This window comes from Pyxidicoccus fallax, from assembly GCF_012933655.1.
Lineage (GTDB): Bacteria > Myxococcota > Myxococcia > Myxococcales > Myxococcaceae > Myxococcus > Myxococcus fallax.
Genome location: NZ_JABBJJ010000254.1, coordinates 1 through 18,366 on the forward strand (window position 1 = coordinate 1; position 18,366 = coordinate 18,366).

The 18,366-nt window shown below is 72.4% G+C and carries 13 protein-coding genes; 9 read left to right on the top strand and 4 right to left on the bottom strand.

The features are described 5' to 3' along the window. Positions 1 to 222 precede the first annotated feature (222 nt). From HG543_RS37840 to HG543_RS37850, 3 genes are all read left to right on the top strand, one after another. Positions 223 to 468, top strand: coding sequence for a hypothetical protein (locus HG543_RS37840; protein WP_246357574.1), 246 nt, complete (start codon positions 223 to 225; stop codon positions 466 to 468). Positions 469 to 549: 81 nt separating this feature from the next. Further along, the gene (locus HG543_RS37845; RefSeq protein WP_169349795.1) at positions 550 to 942 is read left to right on the top strand and encodes a response regulator; all 393 of its coding nucleotides are present in this window, start codon (positions 550 to 552) and stop codon (positions 940 to 942) included. A gap of 184 nt (positions 943 to 1,126) precedes the next feature. Beyond that, entirely contained in the window at positions 1,127 to 3,535 is a 2,409-nt protein-coding gene (locus HG543_RS37850; protein ID WP_171818719.1) for a GAF domain-containing sensor histidine kinase, read from the top strand. On the opposite strand, the gene HG543_RS37855 is transcribed toward HG543_RS37850, so the two are convergent. Together HG543_RS37855 and HG543_RS37860 are read right to left on the bottom strand one after the other, a co-directional pair. Further along, the gene (locus HG543_RS37855) at positions 3,532 to 3,894 is read right to left on the bottom strand and encodes a response regulator (RefSeq protein WP_169349797.1); all 363 of its coding nucleotides are present in this window, start codon (positions 3,892 to 3,894) and stop codon (positions 3,532 to 3,534) included. The genes HG543_RS37850 and HG543_RS37855 overlap by 4 nt on opposite strands. A gap of 111 nt (positions 3,895 to 4,005) precedes the next feature. Beyond that, positions 4,006 to 5,151, bottom strand: a complete 1,146-nt coding sequence (locus tag HG543_RS37860) for a serine/threonine-protein kinase (protein WP_169349798.1) — start codon at positions 5,149 to 5,151, stop codon at positions 4,006 to 4,008. A gap of 500 nt (positions 5,152 to 5,651) precedes the next feature. Between HG543_RS37860 and HG543_RS37865 the strand changes: the two genes are divergently transcribed. The 3 genes from HG543_RS37865 to HG543_RS37875 are packed head-to-tail and all read left to right on the top strand — an operon-like array spanning position 5,652 to position 7,930. After that, on the top strand, positions 5,652 to 6,023 hold the full coding sequence (locus HG543_RS37865; RefSeq protein ID WP_211194422.1) for a helix-turn-helix domain-containing protein: 372 nt from the start codon (positions 5,652 to 5,654) through the stop codon (positions 6,021 to 6,023). Between the two features lie 45 nt (positions 6,024 to 6,068). Then, on the top strand, positions 6,069 to 7,463 hold the full coding sequence (locus HG543_RS37870; protein ID WP_169349799.1) for a DUF2380 domain-containing protein: 1,395 nt from the start codon (positions 6,069 to 6,071) through the stop codon (positions 7,461 to 7,463). Beyond that, on the top strand, positions 7,460 to 7,930 hold the full coding sequence (locus HG543_RS37875; RefSeq protein ID WP_169349800.1) for an NUDIX hydrolase: 471 nt from the start codon (positions 7,460 to 7,462) through the stop codon (positions 7,928 to 7,930). The genes HG543_RS37870 and HG543_RS37875 overlap by 4 nt, the downstream gene beginning before the upstream one ends. 42 nt (positions 7,931 to 7,972) lie before the next feature. On the opposite strand, the gene HG543_RS37880 is transcribed toward HG543_RS37875, so the two are convergent. Together HG543_RS37880 and HG543_RS37885 are read right to left on the bottom strand one after the other, a co-directional pair. Beyond that, positions 7,973 to 8,662, bottom strand: coding sequence for an MYXO-CTERM sorting domain-containing protein (locus HG543_RS37880; protein WP_169349801.1), 690 nt, complete (start codon positions 8,660 to 8,662; stop codon positions 7,973 to 7,975). After that, positions 8,659 to 10,215: an OmpA family protein gene (locus HG543_RS37885; RefSeq protein ID WP_169349802.1), complete on the bottom strand. Its 1,557-nt coding sequence runs from the start codon at positions 10,213 to 10,215 to the stop codon at positions 8,659 to 8,661. Before HG543_RS37885 ends, HG543_RS37880 begins: the two co-directional genes overlap by 4 nt. A gap of 305 nt (positions 10,216 to 10,520) precedes the next feature. Between HG543_RS37885 and HG543_RS37890 the strand changes: the two genes are divergently transcribed. The 3 genes from HG543_RS37890 to HG543_RS37900 all read left to right on the top strand — a co-directional run bounded on the left by HG543_RS37890 (position 10,521) and on the right by HG543_RS37900 (position 18,219). After that, positions 10,521 to 13,382 carry a TonB family protein gene (locus tag HG543_RS37890; RefSeq protein WP_169349805.1) on the top strand — a complete coding sequence of 954 codons (2,862 nt, stop codon included), beginning with the start codon at positions 10,521 to 10,523 and terminating at the stop codon, positions 13,380 to 13,382. A gap of 182 nt (positions 13,383 to 13,564) precedes the next feature. After that, positions 13,565 to 15,952, top strand: a complete 2,388-nt coding sequence (locus tag HG543_RS37895) for a hybrid sensor histidine kinase/response regulator (protein WP_246357575.1) — start codon at positions 13,565 to 13,567, stop codon at positions 15,950 to 15,952. 107 nt (positions 15,953 to 16,059) lie between these two features. Continuing rightward, positions 16,060 to 18,219 (top strand): DPP IV N-terminal domain-containing protein, encoded by a 2,160-nt coding sequence (locus HG543_RS37900; protein ID WP_169349803.1) that lies wholly within the window; start codon positions 16,060 to 16,062, stop codon positions 18,217 to 18,219. The last annotated feature ends 147 nt before the right edge of the window (positions 18,220 to 18,366 follow it).

Consider the following 18,366-nt stretch of genomic DNA (forward strand, 5'->3'; position numbering starts at 1 on the left):
GCACGACAGGGGGGACGGGGTTTTTGATACTCCAGGCCCGGATTTCGCGCCAGCACCCAGACGTACGGCACATTGCCGCGCGCACGGAAAAAGGGGTGTCCCGCACCCCTCACCCAGGGCCTGTGGTGGAGAGCCCCCCTCATGACACCGGAAGGTGACGGGGGCCTTGGACTCGCGGTACGTCTTGCCCGAAAAACCCGAGCTGGACAGTCTGGAGGGACCATGGCCCTTCGACTCCAGCTTGCGCCCCGGGCACTGCGCACCCTCTGTGGGTGCTCCTCGTCCATGCGGGTGCGGGTGCAGTACGAACTCGGGGCGCTCGCCGCCGGCCTCCCGCTCGATGGGCCGCTCGGACGGGGAAGCGCCGGGCTGGTGGTGCTCGACTCGGGCTTCCGCGTCCGCTACCGGCTGGAGCCGGACCATGGGCTGCTCCGCCTGACGCACGTGCAGGCGCCCCAGGCCCGCTGAAGCGGAGCCGGGCGGGCAGGCCTTCCGGCCGGTGGGCCCCGGCACGGGCCCCGCGTCAGCCGGGATTGTTAACGTCGTCTCGTGAACGCTCCGTCCCCGGCCCCCTCCGTCAATTCCGTCCTCCTGGTGGAGGACGACGCGGACCTGCGCGCCGCCGTCGCCGACATCCTGGAGGACGAGGGCTTCGAGGTGCACGTGGCGGAGAACGGCCAGGACGCCCTGGCCGAGCTCGACGCGCTGGGTCACCTGGGCCTGCGCCCCTGCCTCGTGCTGCTGGACTTGATGATGCCCGTCATGGACGGCTTCACCTTCATGGAGCGCTTCCGCGCGGACCCGGGGCTGTCCCAGGTCCCCGTGGTGGTGCTGTCCGCGTCGGTGAAGGAGCCGCCGGAGGGCGCGTGCGCCATGCTGCGCAAGCCCTTCGAGATTCCGGCCCTGCTGAACACCGTCGCGGACTACTGCGGGCGGGCCTGAGCCGGGCGGCTCGCGCACGGGGACGTTCACGGCCATGCAGCCAGGGCCGCTCGCGAGCTTCTGGCGTTGTCACGGAGGGGGGCGTGGCCTTACATCCGCGCCGCGAGTCCTCCTCCGGCCGCGACCGAGAACCCCCGTGTCCACCTCCCTGGCCGACTTCCTCCTCCAGCAGCGCGACGCCATCATGGAGGCGTGGGAGGCGGAGGTGCGCGCCATTCCCGCCGCCCAGGCCCTGCCCCAGCCCGCGCTGCGAGACGGCCTGCCCCGCCTGCTGGAGGTCGTCGCGGCGCTGATGCGCCAGCGGCCCCAGGCGGGCGTGGCCTCCGGGCTGGGCGCCATCCCGGACCTGCACGCGCTGGAGCGGCTGGGAGAGGGCTTCAACCTCCGGCAGGTGGTGACGGAGTACCGACTGCTCCGCGGCTGCGTGCTGCGGCTGTGGGCCGCCCGGGGCGGGGCCGCGCCGCTGCCTGAGGAGGAGCGCATCCTCCACGAGGCCATGGACGAGGCGGTGGCGGCCTCCGTCAGCCGCTACACCCTCGCGCGCGAGCGCACCTTGCAGGCGCTGGACCGCATCAGCACCGCGGCGCTGGGCAGCGCGGACGTGGCCGGCTTCCTTCCGCGCCTGCTCCAGGTGCTGCGCGAGACGGTGGCCGCGGTGGACGTGACGGCCGTGCTGCTGCGCGAGGGCGACTGGCTGCGCGTGGAGAGCGTGGTGGGGGACGGCATGGCCCCGGGCGCGCGGGTGCCGGTGGGCGAGGGCTTCGTCGGCACCATCGCCGCCACGCGCCAGCCGCTGCTGGTGCACGAGGCCAGCGAGGACGCGCGCGTGGGCGAGCAGGTGCTGCGCGAGGCGGGCCTGCGCGCCCTGTACGGCGTGCCGCTGGTGCTGGACGGTGACGTGCTGGGGGTGGCGGTGATGGGCAGCCGCGCCACCCGCGAGCTGTCCGAGGAGGACCTGCTGCTGTTTCGCGCCATGGCGGCGCGCGCCACCGCGCTGCTCGCCCAGGCCCAGGCGCATGCGCGCGAGCGGGCGGCGCGCGCCGAGGCGGAGGCCTCGCTCGTCCGGCTGCGCGAGAGCGAGGCCGGCCTCCGGCGCTGGGAGGAGGTCTTCACGCGGCTGGGCGTGGGCGTGGTGGTGGTGAGCGTGGAGGACAACGTCATGCGCGACGTCAACCCCGCCTTCGCGCGCATGCACGGGTACGCGCCGGAGGAGCTGCGGGGCCGGCCGCTGGAGGACACCCTCGCGCCCGAGTCGCGCGGCGTGCTGGCCCGGCACGTGGCGGCGGCGCACTCCAAGCTCTCCCACGAATACGAGTCGCTCCACGTGCGCAAGGACGGCAGCCGCTTTCCCGCCTTCTCGCACGTGACGACGTTCCGCGACGCCGCCGGGCGCGTGGTGCAGCGCGTGGCCACCGTGCTGGACATCACCCAGCGCCGCGCGGTGGAGATGGACCGGCAGCGGCTGCTGGCCGCCGTCGAGTCGGAGCGCGCGCGGCTGGCGTCCGTGCTGGACCAGATGCCCGCGGGCATCTTCATCGCCGAGGCCCCCAGCGGCCGGCTGCTGATGGCCAGCCGCCACGTGGAGGTGCTCATCGGACGCCCCTTCGACCTGTCCCTCACCGCGGAGGCGCTCGCCAGCGAGCCCTACCGCGTGCTGCACCCGGACGGGCGGCGCTACGAGGTCGGGGAGCTGCAGCTGGTCCGCAGCCTCCGGCACGGCGAGGAGGTGGCGGGCGAGGAGCTGCTCATCGAGCGCCCGGACGGCCAGCGCATGACGGCGCTCGTGTCCAGCGCGCCCATCCGCGACCGGGAGGGCACCATCGTCGCGGCGGTGGCCACGATGACGGACATCACCGAGCGGCGCCGCGCGCAGGAGGCCGCGCTGCAGGCGGCCCGCTTCGGCGAGCGGCTCATCGCCATCGTCAGCCACGATTTGCGCAACCCCCTCAACGCCATCCAGCTGTCCGCCACGCAGCTCCTGCACAGCGAGGCGCTGCCGGAGCGCGAGCGGCGGCTCGTCACCCGGCTGGCGCGCTCCGGCGACCGGATGAAGCGCATGATTTCGGAGCTGCTGGACTTCACCCGCGGGCGGCTGGGCGGCGGCATTCCCATCCATCGCGTGCCGGGGGACTTGCGCGCGGTGGTTCGCTCGGGCGTGGAGGAGCTGGAGGCGGCGTGGCCGGAGCGCAGCCTGCGGCTGCAGGTGGAGCCGGGGCACTACGAGGGCGAGTGGGACGCGGACCGGCTGCTGCAGGTGGTGAGCAACCTGGGCGGCAACGCGCTCCAGTACAGCCCGCAGGGCGCCACCGTCACCTTCCGCCTGTCCGACGCGGGCGACGCGGTGGTGCTGGAGGTCCACAACGGAGGCGACCCGATTCCGCCGGACATGCTGCCGCGCCTGTTCGACCCGTTCCGCCGCGGCGCCACGGCCGGCCATGGCGGCGGGGCGAGCAGCGGCCTGGGGCTGGGGCTCTACATCGTCGAGCAGGTGGTGAAGGGCCACCGGGGCCACATCGAGGTGACGTCCACCGCCGAGGCGGGCACCACCTTCCGGGTGACGCTGCCCCGCGCCCAGGGAACCTCAGGCGCCTAGCCGAGGGGCATCACCCGGGCCAGCGTGTCGCGCAGCTCCCCCAGGTCCACCGGCTTGGGCACGGTGGCCAGCACGCCCTCGGGCAGCGGCTGCGAGTTGCCCGCGCCGGACACCACCACCACCGGCAGCTGGCGCAGCCGCGCGTCCTGGCGCACGTGGCGCATCAGCTCCCACCCGCTCATCACCGGCATCATCAAATCCAGCAGCACCGCGTCCGGCAGGGGCGGGCGGCGCAGGCGCTCCCACGCGGTGAGGCCGTTGCCCGCCGTCTCGACGGTGAAGCCCTCCAGGGTGAGGAACTCCTCCAGGAGCTCCCGGCTATCGGCATGGTCTTCCACGAGGAGGACGAGGCTGGACATGGACCCCAAGCCTTGTACCGAAGTCCAAGGTCCGCCAGGACCCCTGGGCCCTCCACGTCGTCCCGTGGACGGGCCGGATGTCGACGAGCGCACGGTGCCAGGGGTAGGTGTTCAGGAGGCGAGGTCGTCCTCGGGGAGGAGCCGGTCCTCCAGGGCCTCCTCGGGGGACTCGCCGGCCTGGACGCGCAGGGCGGCGTAGCGCAGGCCGGCCAGCTCCGCGAGGGCCTCGGGGCGGCCGAAGGACTGGCCGGTGCGGCGCAGGTGCTCGCGCAGGGCGCGGGCCAGGTCGGCGCAGGTGGCGAAGCGCTCCACGCGGTCCGGGGCGAGCGCCTTGTGCAACAGCGGCACGAGGGCGGCGGACACGGCGCGGGTGGCCTCGGCCAGCTCGGCCTCGCCATAGCCGAGGATGCGCTGGCGCAGCTCGTTCTGGGCGGCGTGGCTGACGGCCTCGTGCATGGCGGCCGCCAGCGCGTGCTCGCGGGTGGATGAGTCCTGGGCGAGGGTGTGCTCGCGGCGGCGGCGGCGCTCGGCCTCGAAGCGGTCGGCGCCCTCGAAGAGGTGGCGGCCGGTGAGCAACTGGAGGAGGACGATGCCCAGGCTGAACTGGTCCGCGCGCCCGTCCAGGCCGAGCTGGGCGACGTGCTCGGGGGCGGCGTAGGCGAGGCTGCCCGGCAGCTCCGAGTCCGTTGTCGTCACCCGCCCGGGCAGCCGGGACCAGGCGGCGCCGAAGTCGAGCAGCTTCACGGCGCCGTGCTCGGTGACGAGGATGTTGTGCGGGCCCACGTCGCGGTGGACGACCTGGAGCGCGCGGCCGTGCTCGTCCGTGAGGTTGTGGGCGTGGTGGAGCGCGTCGGCGACCTCGGAGGCGATGTAGAGGGCGAAGGCCTCGGAGATGGGGAGCTGGGCGCGGGTGGAGGCCTCCAGCAGCGCGTCCAGGCGGTGGCCGGGGGTGTGCTCGAAGACGAGCACCGGCGCCTCGTCGCTGCCCTTGAGGTGGTGGACGGCGACGATGTTGGGGTGGTTGAGCTGCGCCGTCAGGCGGCCCTCCTCCAGGAGCCGGCGGGAGGCCTCGTCCCCGGCGCGCAGCGGGCGCTTGAGGACGGCGTAGCCGCCGAAGCCCCATTCATAGCGGCGGCGGGCGAGCACCAGCTCGCCGTGGTGGGCGGGGCCCAGCGAGCGGACGAACTCGTAGGAGGTACGGCCGGAGCGCAGCAGCACCTGGGGCGGAGGGGGGACGTCGGACGGCGGGGACGACATGGCGGCTCTCCTCGGACCTGACGGACCTCAGGGGTCCGGCGGCTCACCCGGCGAGTATGGTCGTCCCACGTTCAGAAGTCACCCGACGGGTAGTGCATGCCCCGTGGCGCTCTCACTCGCTGAGAGGGTTGGACGTTACCCGGCGCGTGGGGCGTGGGGGCGTCGCGTGGGGCGCCGCCGTCTTCGGTGAGGCATGTGGTTCGTGGTGGGAGTCAGCCTCCGGGTGCGAGCGGCGGAGTGGCGGGGGAAGGGGGGCGTGCACTCCGCGTCCGAGTGGGCTCCGGGTCCGGGACACTACCCGCCATATCGGTATATCGCGTGCTGACTTGCTGGGTTATAAGTCGGGCAGAACCCGCGACCGAGGGGCGGCCTGTTCCCGTGCAGACCGTGGCTTCGGCCGCACTCATAAGGTTGACGCGGTGAAGACCCACCCAAAAGGTTCCGCTTCCCGGCCCCGCCGCGGCAGTCCCAGCGACCGCGCCCGGAGGTCGCGTCAGCAGCTGGAGAAGCGCCTGGCGGCGAGTGTTGGCGAGGCGGCGCGGTCGGCGCGGATGCGCGCAGGGCTGACGCAGGCGGACGTGGCCGAGCGCATCGGCATCGCGGCGGAGGTCTACGGGCGGATGGAGCGGGGGCGGATGATGCCGAGCGTGCCCACGCTGTTCCGCCTGTGTCTGGCGCTGCAGCTGTCGGCGGACGTGGGGATGGGGCTGGTGACGGCGGCGTCGGTGGGGGCGGCGTTGTGGGAGGAGGACTCCCAGGACAAGGACCACCTGCCGGAGATGCGCCGGCTCCTGCGCACGCTGCGCCGCATGACTCGCGGGCAGCTCAAGCTGATGAACCAGGTCGCCTCCGCCATCCTGCCGCAGCGGTGAGGCTCGGGTAGGGTGGCCGGCGGAGACCGTGCCCTGGCCCTACCCATGAAGGTCGTTGCCCTGTTGCTGCTGAGCGCGGCCCTGCTGGCGGCCGGCTGTTCGTCGCGGGCGGCGGGTTCTCGTGAGGATGCGACAGGCGCGGGCCCGGACCGTGTGAAGGGCACGGCCGGGGGGCCGCGGCAGATCGCCGCGCGGACCCGGCGAGCCGTGGTCCAGGTCGCCGACGAGGTGCGGGGGGCCACGGGAGAGCATGCCCGTTCGCTCTCCGCGCTCGCGGCGCGTCCCCCGGGGCTCGGCAACCGAGGGCTGAGCGGGGGCAATGGCGCCTTCACCCGCTTCATCGATCATGGCTCCCGCCAGTCGCGGTGGATTGACGGTGCGCTCGGTGGGGTCTCCACGTTGACCGGAGTGGCTTCGGAAACCACCGAGGCCGACATGCAGTGGGCCCTTCTCCGGATGACGGGCCCGAGGCTCCAGGCGGCCATGCTCGGTGCCCTGCTGCTGGCCACCTGGGTCGATTTCCTCCAGCTCGCCGACGCGGTGCTCCGGCAGTGTCCCGCCTATAGCGTCGAGCGGCTGTTCGTGGAGTTGCGTCGCGTCCAGGGGCGGATGGAGCCCACGTTGACGGCGCTCGCCTCGCTGGATGCGGAGCGGGTCGAGGCCGCGGCCACCGCGATGCCCGAGCTGATGGGACAGCTCACCCGCGAGTTCGGCTCCATCCAGGAGGGCGCGCGAGTGGCCATGGAGCGCAGGGAGCAGCTCCTGACGGCGATGCAGTTCATGGAGATGCTCACACTGGTCTCGGCGCTGAAGATGTCACTGCCACGGCTCCCGCCCGCCGCGCCTGCCTCGCTCGGTGTGGGGCTCGTGATGGGGTCCGGTGGGGTGATGGTGGGCTCGCGGGTCGTCGTCTCCGCCGAGTGGGTGGAGGCGATGCGCCGCCTCGTCCAGGCGGGCGTCATCTCGGTGCCTGTCGTCAGCGCGGCGGTGCGCATCCACGGCGGTCAGGTGCTGATGGCGCAGGCGAGTGGGGACCTGCCTCCGGGCGTGCGCGACGCGCTCGGGGATGGGCCCGAGGTCCGGGCCATGCACGAGACCGGCCGGGCCGGCGCGGGGATGTCGGAGGCTCCGAGACACCACGTCCTTCCGAGAGAGCACCGGGAGTGGTTCGAGCAGCGTGGCTTCACGGGTGCCATGGACATCGACCAGTTCTGCGTGCGGTTGGAGGCGGCGCAGCACCAGGCGATTCATGGCGGGGGTAACTGGCGCCTGGGGCGCACCTGGCCCGGCGAATGGAACCGGATGATCATGGAGGCGCTGCGCGAGGCCGAGGCGGAAGCGGGTCGCAAGTTGACGCGAAACAACATCCTGAACATCGTTGCGGAGCGCATGAAGTTCTACGACGTCCCGATGAGCTTCACTCCTGGGAGACGGAGATGACCGGCGGACGTTCCTGGCAGGGCGATTGGAAGGCCCGCCTGTGTGAACGGGTCCGCGAGCGTGGCTACGACTCGCTCACGGCCTTCGCCGAGGCGCGGCCAGCCATTCCACTGGTCGAGTTGGCCGAGGAGCTTGGCAGGGATGACATCGCGGGTGTGCAGGTGTTGAGCGGGCTCCTCGCCGAAGCAGAGCAACGAAAGCAGGTCACACGTTTCGTGCGCGACGTGCTCGTGCGCCAGTTGTCCCTGACTCTTCCGGACGGCTGGCCGGTCGTCATGGACGACGAGTCCCGTTTCCAGGTGGCCAAGGCGCTTGGCTGCTGGTCCGCCGATACCCCTGACACTCATAAGGACCGGGTCAGGCAGGCACGAGCCGCGCTTCGTGCAACGCCACCTCCCCCGGGTTGGCGCCCGCTCGGTCCCGACGACGAGTTGCTGCGCACGCTGCTGCCGGACGAGGAAGCCTGACCGTCCGGCGTGGCATTCAGCCTCTCACGTCACCGTCCGCCATCAGCGCCTGCGTCGCCGATGCAGCGCGAGCACCAGCAACACCAGCCCCGTCAGCGCTCCAGGTGCCGGAGCGCCCGTGCAGCCCACGCCACCTCCGAGGTAGTCCAGCACCGAGGGTGGCGCCGGGTCTTCGGTCGGCGGAGGCCCCGGCTGCTCAGCTCCCGCGTCGGGCTCACCGCCCGGTGTGCCCGCGTCCTCGCCACCGGGCGTCCCGGAATCGACCGTGCCCGCGTCCTCGTCCCCACTCGGGCCGCCATCCGTGCCCGCATCGCTTCCGGGCACGCCCGCGTCAACCGGCTCGCCCGCCACCACCGTCCACTCCCAGAATTCGGGAGTCTGATCCGCCAGCTCCAGGTCCAGGTCGACCGAGTACACCCAGAGCACATGGTCCCCGGGCGCCAGGCCCTCCAGGTGCCACGGCGTCCCGCAGTCGAACTCAGCCCCCACCGTTCCATTGCTCTCCAGCCAGCAGAAGAACTCCGCCCGGGTCGCGGTGGATTCGAACGTGAAGTCCGCCGTGGTGGATGAAGTCACGGAAGCCGGACCCGTGAGGATTCGGGTCTCCGGCGGGAGCCGGTCTCCCGCGAACGCCGTGGGCACGGCCACCAGGGCCAGCACGAGCAGCACCAGCGCGCCGAGCAACTGCATCACCCGCGCGCGCACGAAGACGAGGGTCGGAGGAACAATCATGGCGTGGCCTCCCGGGCGCTACCCGGCATCGCCGTGGCGACGGGAACGATGTGGAATTCCACCCGGCGGTTGCGTTCGCGCCCGGCGGCGGTGGCGTTGGTGTCCGCGGGCGCGTCCGGGCCCCGCCCCACCGCGCGCAGCCGCTTCGCCTCCACGCCCCGGCGCTCCAGCTCGCGGCACACCGACTCCGCGCGCGCCTGCGACAGGCGCCGGTTGTACTCCGCGCCGCCGATGTTGTCGGTGTGCCCCTCCACCACCACCCGCTCCAGCTCCGGGTGCTCGCGCAGCACCTTCGCCACCTGCTCCATCAGCGGGTACGAGCGCGGCAGCACCTCCGTGCGGTCGAAGGCGAAGAAGATGCGCTCGGTGATTTCGAGGGTCTTCTCCGTGAGGTACACCACCTGCCGCTCCGACTCCGGGCAGCCCTGGTTGCCCGGGGGGCCCGGCTCGCGCGGGCAGTTGTCCACGCCGTCCGCCACCGAGTCCGCGTCCTGGTCCAGCACCGACTCCACCTCGCGCTCCGGCGGCGCCTCGCCGTCCTCGGCGACGGGAGGCTCCACCATCGCCAGCGGCCCGTCTCCGGGCAGCCCCTCGCGCACGCCGCCGCTCTCCAGCATGGGCGGGGCGGCCTTCGAGGGCAGCAGCGGCAGCGGGTCGAACCCCACGCCCGCCAGCAGACGGAAGATGGGCACGCCGGGCGCCACGCCCACGCCCGGGCCTCCGAGGGCGAACACCTCGAAGTGCTCGCTGAAGAGGTAGCGCGCCCCGGCCAGCACCTCGCCGGACCAGAGGCCACCGCCCGTGAGCGGCGCGGCGGCACGGAAGCTCAGCTCGCCGCGCAGGGTGCCGTCCACGTTCGTCACCCCCAGCGCGAACGGAACCTCGGCGCCCACCGAGTGCGAGCCCACCTGCACGCGCTCGCGCACCCGCGCGCCCGCCTCCAGCGACACGCGCATCCGCTGGAACGTCTTCCCCACCGCCAGCCGCGGCGTCACGCTCCAGTTCCCATCTCCCAGCAGCGCGTCACGGCGCCCCAGCGGCAGCCCCGTGTCCACCTCCGCCGCCAGGTCCACCAGCGCGCCGTCCGCCTCGCGCACGAGGCCCACGCGAGCGCGCAGCATCGGCGTGCCCATGCCCGAGCGCCTCAGCTCGCCCAGGCCCAGCCCCGTCAGCGACATGCCTCCCTGGGTCATCAGCACCGGCACCGACGCGCCGACCTCCAGGCGCGGGTGCGGGGCCACGGCCGCCGCGAGGTGCAGCAGCGCGCGCTCGCGCACCACCTCGCCCACGCGGCGCCCGTCACGCACCATGACGAGCGGCTGGTGCTGGTAGTGCGTCACCACCGCCAGCCGCAGCGCGCCGGGCTCCAGCAGCAGGCCCGCGGAGCCCAGCAGCGCTCCGCGCGAGGTGGGCGTCACCGTGAGGCGCTCGAGGTCGAAGGCAGGCAGCGGCGGAGGCTCGGCGGCCAGCGCGGCCATGCCCGGCATCAGCAGCGCGAGCACGGCACCGGCCCGCCGGCGTCGGCTCCAGGGAGAAGGGGATATGGGTCGCATGGAAGGGGGCTCCGGGGTGGTGGAAACGTGTGGAGCGCCCGCTCGGGCGTCCTCCCTCCCTGGGGGACTGCCCGGCTGTCCATCCCCGGACGCGGCGCGTCGCAGCGTCCACCCGTCGACGGAAGTGGGGAACTTCGCTCATTCGAGAGCAGCCAGGCGGGCTGCTCCCATGGCCGGTGCTTGTCTCCTCGCTGAGACCCTGGCGTCATGCGGCGCCCAGGGGCCGACCTGAAGGCAACGTGAAGCAACCGACTCGTGAACAGAGGGGGCCGAGGCCCGACATGCGCGTGCTCGTGCTGGCACTGATGTTGCTCGTGCCAGTGCTGGCGGCGCATGCGCGGGACGTGGCCGACGCGGGCACGCCCGACGCGGCCGTGGCCCCGGACGTCCTCACCGAGGTGGACCTCCAGCGCACGGACGGCGGCTGGACGTTGGACCCGGCCGCCACCGGCGCCACCGCCAGCACGGACGCGGACGCGGGGGTGACCCAGCCCCAGCCGGCCTTCGTGCCGCCGTCCCTGGTGGCGGACTCACCCGCGCCCTATCCGCCGGGGCTCGCCGTGGAGGGCGTGGCGGGCGTGGTGAAGCTGGAGTTGCTCATCGACGAGGCCGGCGAGGTGGAGTCCGCCACGTTGGTGGAGCCGCTGCACCCGCTGCTGGACCGGGCCGCGCTGCATGCCGCGCCGTCGCTGCGCTTCTCGCCGGCCACGCTGGAGGGCCAGCCCGTCCAGGTGAGGCTGTTCTTCGAATACCGCTTCGAGGCGCCCGTGCCCATGGCGGCGGCCGACGGCGGCACGCTGCCCGACGGCCCCGTCACCCTGCGCGGCCTGGTGCGCACCAAGGGCAACCGCCGTCCCATCGTCGGCGCCGTGCTCGTGTCGGACGCGCTGCCGGACGCGCCGGTGCAGACGGACACCCAGGGCCGCTTCGAGGCGCGCTGGCCGCAGGGCATGCACAAGGTCCGCGTGGTGGCGCCCGGCCACAAGCCCTTCGTCTTCCGCGAGACGCTCAACGCGAGGGAGGCGCTGGAGGTGGTGTACGGGCTGGAGCCGCTCGTCATCAACCCGTACGAGACGGTGGTGCGCGCGGACCGCGAGCGCACCGAGGTCAGCCGCGTCACCCTGCAGGACGCGGAGCTGCGTGAAGTCCCCGGCACCATGGGCGACCCGTTCCGCGTCGTCATGCTGATGCCCGGCGTGGGCAGCATGCTGTCCGGCGTGGCCTACCCGGTGGTGCGCGGCAGCCAGCCCGCGTCCACGGGCTACTTCCTGGACGGCATCCGCGTCCCCATCCTCTTCCACCTGTTCCTCGGTCCCGCGGTCATCCACCCGGACTTCATCGACGCCATCGACTTCTACCCGGGCACCCCGCCGCCGAAGTACGGGCGGCTGATGGGCGGCGCCATCGACGGGCGCCTCTCCCGCCCGCGCGACGACGGCGTGCACGGCAGCGCCTACGCGGACCTCATCAACGCGGGCTTCTTCATCGAGACGCCCTTCGAGAACACCGGCACCAACGTCAGCCTCGCCGGCCGCTACTCGTACACGCCGTGGATCATCTCGCTGGCCGCCAACAGCCTCCAGTCCCCGCCGGCCCCGGGCCGGGAGAACCCGAAGGTGGTGCTGGACTTCTGGGACTACCAGGGGCGCGTGGAGCAGGACATCGGCCGGGGCAAGCTGCGGCTGTTCGCCTTCGGCTCCTCGGACACCTTCGGCACCCAGGCGCAGGACCGGTTCAGCAGCACCGCGCTCCAGTCCATCATCTTCCACCGCGTGGACCTGCGGCACCGCCACCCGGTGGGCGACTCCGGCGAGCTGGAGGTGGGCGCGACGTGGGGGTTGGACCGCTTCTCCGTCCTCAACGAGGACGTGGCCGACACCGCCAACGCCGTCTACATCGACCAGGGGACGTGGGCCGCGCGCCTGGGCTACACCCACACGCTGTCCCCCCAGGTGTCCTTCCGCGCCGGCGCGGACGTGGACCACAAGCGCGCCATCGTCGAGCTGGTGAACGAGGGCCTCGAGGACGACGAGGACACCCCGGTGGAGATGGCCCCCGTGGCCCTGGGCACCAACATGGGCGCGTGGGCGGAGATGGTGTGGCAGCCCAACGACAAGTGGTCCGTGGTGCCCGGCCTGCGCGTGGACAACTACCACCTGTCCCCGGGCATCGACCACGCCGCGCTGGAGCCGCGCCTCACCGTGCGGCGCAAGCTGACGGATCGGCTCACCCTCAAGGGCGGCGCGGGCCTCTTCCACCAGCCGCCCACCACCCTCATCAGCCTGCCGGTGGTGGACGTGGGCAGCCTGCTGCTGGGCCTCCAGGAGGGCATCCAGCTGTCGGTGGGTGCCGAGTGGAAGGCGTGGAAGGGTTTGGAAGTGGGGCTCGACGTCTACGTCAACCCCATGGTGCGCACCATCGAGCTGACGCCCTTCTCCGACGAGGGCATCGTGGACGAGGTGGAGCCGGACCCCGATGACGGCGACGGCGGCCGCTGGGGCGGCCGGAAGCGCCGCCGCGCGCTCCAGGAGGAGGACGACGACGGCAACTGGATTCCGGACCGCGACGACATCGAGTTCCCCGATTTCAAGAGCAGCGGCATGGCGTATGGCATGGAGTTGCTCATCCGCCATCCGCTGGGGGACAACTGGTTCGGCTGGCTGTCGTACTCGCTGCAGAGCAGCACGCGCCGCACGCGCTTCTACCGCTACGACGCGGAGGGCAACGTCATTGGCGAGGACGAGGCCAACCTGCCCTTCGTCTTCGACCAGACCCACATCCTCAACCTGGTGCTCAGCTACAAGTTCTCCAACAGCGTCACCGTGGGCGGGGTGGTCCACTTCAACTCCGGCCGCCCGGAGTACAGCGCGCTGGGCACCCCCACCCACCGCCAGGGCGTGGACGCCGCCGGCCGGCCCGCGTGGATAAAGGCCGACCGCGACCGCGTGGACCGGCTGCCGGGCTTCGTCCGCTTCGACGTCCGGCTGTCCAAGGCGTGGGTGTACGACAACTTCAACCTGGAGGCCTACCTGGACATGCTCAACGTCTCCATCAACCGGGAGACGGTGGGCTTCGAGTACGAGGGGGGCGGCGGACGGCCCCTGCGCAAGACGCCTGTCGGGCTGCCCATCGTCCTGCCCATCCTCGGAGTGAAGGGCCGCTACTGAGCAGCGCGAGTGATGGATAGCGCACGCTTGGTGGTTCGCTCCCCGAGCCGCCCGGGTACGGGATTCACAAGAGCGGTGTAATCCTACGCCGTCCGTTGTTCCAATGGCCCCGGGTCCTGTCCTGGGGTCGGATGGATTCCGGGTAGGGACTTCGGCCGGTCGTACACCCAGGTGACTTCTTCATGTTCCAGGACGGGAATCCGACGATGGCGGAGTGGGCGCGGCGGCTTGGTGCGCCCACGCTCCAGGGCTCCTCGCTGCAGGGGACCGCGCTGAACCTGAAGCTGTCGGACCACCCACTGCCGCGCGATGAGCGCTCGGACCAGCCGCTCAAGGCCTCGGGCGAGGCGCCAGCGGTCCTGCTGGTGGACGACAACGCCGCGAACCTGGTGTCGCTGGAGGCCATCCTCGAGCCGCTCGGCGTGCGGATGGACAAGGCGTCCTCCGGTGAGCAGGCCCTGCGCTTCCTCTTGCGCGAGGAGTACGCCGTCATCCTGCTGGACGTGCGCATGGCGGGGCTGAGCGGCTTCGAGACGGCGGCCCTCATCAAGCAGCGCGAGCGCACGCGCAACGTGCCCATCATCTTCCTGACGGCCTATGGCCGGGACGACGCGGAGCTGCTCACCGGCTACTCCACCGGCGCGGTGGACTTCCTGCAGAAGCCCTTCCCGCCGGAGGTGCTGCGCTCGAAGGTGTCCGTCTTCGTGGAGCTGTTCCGCGCGCAGCGGCAGGTGCGCGCGCAGTCGGAGCTCTTGCGGCAGAAGGAGGCCGAGGCCCGGGACGTGGCGCTGCGCGCGGCCGGCTACATCGACCGGCTGCGGGACTTCGCCGCCCGGCTGTCCGAGGCCACGACGGTGGCGCAGGTGTGCCGCGCGCTCTTCGAGCAGGGGCTGGCGGCGGCCGGCGCGAAGGCGGCGGCCGTCAACCTGCTGGACGCGACGGGCGAGGCGCTGGAGGTGGTGGACTCCATCGGCTATCCGGAAGCCGTGCTGGCCCCGTGGCGTCGGATTCCCCTGTCCGCGCCCATCCCCCTCAACGAGGCGGTGCGCGAGCTGCGGCCCGTGTGGGTGGGCTCTCGGGAGGAGTGGGAGCAGCGCTACCCGGATGTGGACGCGGGGGGCATGCACGAGGCGGCCGTCTCGCTGCCGCTGCTGGTGAAGGGCCGGGCGCTGGGCGCCATCGGGTTGTCCTTCACGCGGGCGCGTGAGTTCACCGAGACGGACCGGGCCTACTTCACCGCGCTGGCGCACGCGTGCGCGCAGGCGCTGGACCGGGTGCGCCTGACGGCCGAGGAGCGCCGCGCGCACGAGCAGGCCCGGGCCGCCGCCGCCCGGCTGCGGGTGCTGGCCGAGGCCTCCGACGCGTTCAGCGGCGCCAACCGCGACCTGGGCCTGCTGCTGGACACCGTCACCCGCCAGGTCGCCCGGCACATGGCGGACGTGTGCTCCATCCACCTGCTGTCCGAGGACGGCGAGCGGCTGGAGATGGCCGCCTGCCACCCCGGCGAGGCGGAGCTGCGCGGCGACGTCGTGCAGGCGCTGCGCACGCCGGTGCGCCCGGGAGAGGGCTTCAACGGCCGCGTGGTGCAGAGCGGCCAGCCGTGGCTCGTCCCCGTGCTCACGGAGGAGATGAAGGCGTCCATCCTGAGGCCGGAGCACCGCTCGCTGGTGGAGGGGCTCGGGCTGTACAGCGTGGTGGTGGTGCCCCTGCGCATCCGGGGCCGGGTGGCGGGGACGCTGTGGGTGGGCCGCGGCGGCCGGCCGGGCCCGGGCTTCACCGCGGAGGACCAGGGGCTTTTGGAGGAGCTGGCGGCGAAGGCGTCGCTCTCCATCGAGAACGCGCGCCTGTTCGCGGAGCAGCAGCGCTCGCAGGAGGAATTGCGGCGGCGCGCCGAGTTCGAGCAGCAGCTGGTGGGCATCGTCTCGCACGACTTGCGCAACCCGCTGGCGGCCATCTCCATGTCGGCGGGGCTGCTGGAGAAGAAGGGCGAGCTGTCCGACTCGCAGAAGCGCACGGTGCTGCGCATCGGTCAGGCCACCGAGCGCGCGGCGCGGATGATTCGCGACCTGCTGGACTTCACGAAGGCCCGGCTGGGTGGCGGCATCGCCCTGCACCGGCAGCCCACGGACCTGCGGGACGTGGTGCACCAGGTGGCGGACGAGGTGCTGGTGGCGCACCCCGGGCGGCACGTGGACCTGGACGTGCCGGACGAGGTGAAGGGCGAGTGGGACCCGGACCGCATCGCCCAGGTGCTGACGAACCTCCTGGGCAACGCGCTGACGTACAGCCCCGCGGAAGCGCCCGTGAAGGTGTCGGCGCGCGTGGACGGCGAGGCCGCCTTCCTGAGCATCTACAACGGCGGCGCCCCCATCCCGCAGGAGCTGCTGCCGCGCCTGTTCGAGCCGATGACGCGCGGCGCGCTGAAGGAGGGCCAGTCCAGCCGGAGCATCGGCCTGGGGCTCTACATCGTGCGCGACATCGTCCGCGGCCACGGCGGCAGCGTGGACGTGGTGTCCTCCGCGCAGCACGGCACCACCTTTACCGTGCGCCTGCCCCGCCACGTGGGCTGAGCGCGGCCTCATGACACAACCATGACGAGGAGATGGAGGGCTTCTGGCCCTCCGCTCCCCATGGGTCCGGTAGGCTGCGCCTCCGTCCTCCAAGAGCCGAGGCCCTCATGCGCAACCTCCTCGCCGTGGCGCTCATCCTGCTGAGCGCTCCTGTCCTGGCGCAGTCGTCCTTCTTCGAGCTGTCCGCGCGGACGCGCCGCTTCACGAACGGGCGTCCCTCGATGACGCGCATCACCCCGGACGAGAAGACGGTGCTCTTCCTCCGCGCGACGCCTCCGTCCACCGCGCGCTCCCTCTTCGCCTTCGACACGGCGACGGGCGAGACGCGCGAGGTGCTCACCCCGGAGCAGGTGGTGAACGCCCTGGGCGCCGCCTCCACGCCGGAGGAGAAGACGCGGCGCGAGCGCATGAAGGGCGCGGGCTTCTCCGCGTACGAGCTGTTCGCGGATGGCGCGAAGCTGCTGCTGTCCATGGCCGGCCGGATGTACGTGGTGGAGCGCGCCACGGGGAAGGTGACGGAGCTGCGCACGGGGCCGGGCGTCACGGACCCGAAGCTCTCACCGGATGGCCGGCAGCTGGCCTATGTGAGGGATTACGACCTCCACCGCCTGGATTTGACGACGAACACCGAGCGCCGGCTCACCCGGGGCGGCGGCGAGACGAAGTCCCACGGCCTCGCGGATTACTTCGCGATGGAGGAACTGGCCCGCTTCACGGGGTACTGGTGGAGCCCGGACGGGAAGTCGCTCGCGTACGTGGAGGTGGACACCTCCGGCGTGGAGAAGCTCTCCTTCGCCGACATCATGTCCCCCGAGCGGGGCGCCAACCCGCGGCCCTATCCGCGCGCCGGCACGGCGAACCCGAAGCTGCGGCTGGGCATCGTCCCGATGACGGGCGGCCGCACGACGTGGGTGGACTGGGATTCGGAGAAGTACCCCCACCTGTCGAAGGTGACGTGGAGCGGGAAGGGCCCGCTGACGCTACGGGCGCAGAGCCGCCGCCAGACGGAGGAGGTGCTGCTCGCGGTGGACGCGAGGACGGGCCGCACGCGCGTGTTGCTCACGGAGAAGGACGACGCCTGGATAAACCCGGAGCCGGCCTTCCCGGAGTGGCTCCCGGATGGCAGCGGCTTCCTCTGGGGCACCGAGCGCAATGGCGGGCCCGAGGTGGAGCTGCGCAACGCGGACGGCTCGCTCGCGCGCTCGCTGGTGAAGCCTGACGCGGGCTTCTGGGATTTGGTGCGCTACCTGCCCGGGCAGGACACGCTCTACTTCGTGGGCGGCCCCACTCCCACCGAGCGCCACCTGTATCGCGTGGTGAAGGGCGGCGCGCCCACGCGCGTCACCCCCGCGGGCCCGGCGATGGAGACGGGCCGCGTGGGAGACTCGGGGGGCCTGCTGGTGGTGTCCGCCGAGGGGCCCACGAGCCTGATGCGCACGTACGTGCTGAGGGCGGATGGCACGCGCGTGGGCGAGCTGCCGTCGCTGGCGGCGGAGCCTCCCTTCCAGCCTCGCTTCGAGGTGCGCCAGGTGGGCAAGGAGGGCTTCTGGACGTCCGTCGTCCGCCCGCGCGACTTCAAGCCCGGCGTGAAGCTGCCCGTCATCCTCGAAATCTACGGGGGCTCCTTCACCACCAACGTCTTCCAGAGCATGGCCTACCACCTGCGGCTGCAGTGGCTTGCGGACCACGGCTTCATCGTCGTCACGGTGGACGCGCGCGGCACGCCCCGCCGGGGCCGGGCGTGGCAGCGCACGCAGAAGCACGACTTCTGGGGCACCACGCTGGAAGACCAAGCCACCGCTCTGAGAGCGCTCGCCGCGGAGATTCCCGAGATGGACCTGAAGCGCGTGGGCATCACCGGCGGCAGCCACGGCGGCTACCTCTCGGCGATGGCCGCCATGGTGAAGCCGGACTTCTTCAAGGCCGCCGCCGCCGTCGCGCTGGTGTCGGACTGGCGCGAGTACTCCAGCCACGTCCCCGAGCGCCACCTGGGCCTGCCCCAGGAGCACCCCGAGGCGTACGAGCGCAACTCGCTGCTCACCCACGTGAAGCAGGACGGGCCGCTCGCGAAGCTGCTGCTCATCCACGGCACCGCGGATGACAACGTGCATGTCTCCCACACGCTGCGGTTCTCGGACGCGCTCTTCCGCGCGGGCCGGCCGCACGAGGTGATGCTGCTCGGCGGCGCCGGGCACATGGTGACGGACCCCGCCGTGGAGGAGCGGATGTGGGAGCGGGTGATTCGGCACTTCCGGGAGTCCCTGTAGTCCCCGTCCCGGGGGGCGGCTGGCGGCGGCCGGCGGGGGGCTTCTAGTATTCCCACCGGCTGGCGCCGGACCGACCTGGAGCGGAGGGTGCTGGCCAGGGACGCGGAGTGCTCAGGGGTGAGCACTGCGGCGGGGGCAGTCGTGGGG

Bases quoted from the DNA above. Each gene is read 5' to 3' on its own strand.
- HG543_RS37840 (WP_246357574.1), top strand. From the start codon at position 223: ATGGCCCTTCGACTCCAGCTTGCGCCCCGGGCACTGCGCACCCTCTGT.
- HG543_RS37850 (WP_171818719.1), top strand. From the start codon at position 1,127: ATGGAGGCGTGGGAGGCGGAGGTGCGCGCCATTCCCGCCGCCCAGGCC.
- HG543_RS37855 (WP_169349797.1), bottom strand. From the start codon at position 3,894: ATGTCCAGCCTCGTCCTCCTCGTGGAAGACCATGCCGATAGCCGGGAG.
- HG543_RS37860 (WP_169349798.1), bottom strand. From the start codon at position 5,151: ATGTCGTCCCCGCCGTCCGACGTCCCCCCTCCGCCCCAGGTGCTGCTG.
- HG543_RS37870 (WP_169349799.1), top strand. From the start codon at position 6,069: ATGAAGGTCGTTGCCCTGTTGCTGCTGAGCGCGGCCCTGCTGGCGGCC.
- HG543_RS37875 (WP_169349800.1), top strand. From the start codon at position 7,460: ATGACCGGCGGACGTTCCTGGCAGGGCGATTGGAAGGCCCGCCTGTGT.
- HG543_RS37880 (WP_169349801.1), bottom strand. From the start codon at position 8,662: ATGATTGTTCCTCCGACCCTCGTCTTCGTGCGCGCGCGGGTGATGCAG.
- HG543_RS37885 (WP_169349802.1), bottom strand. From the start codon at position 10,215: ATGCGACCCATATCCCCTTCTCCCTGGAGCCGACGCCGGCGGGCCGGT.
- HG543_RS37890 (WP_169349805.1), top strand. From the start codon at position 10,521: ATGTTGCTCGTGCCAGTGCTGGCGGCGCATGCGCGGGACGTGGCCGAC.
- HG543_RS37895 (WP_246357575.1), top strand. From the start codon at position 13,565: ATGTTCCAGGACGGGAATCCGACGATGGCGGAGTGGGCGCGGCGGCTT.
- HG543_RS37900 (WP_169349803.1), top strand. From the start codon at position 16,060: ATGCGCAACCTCCTCGCCGTGGCGCTCATCCTGCTGAGCGCTCCTGTC.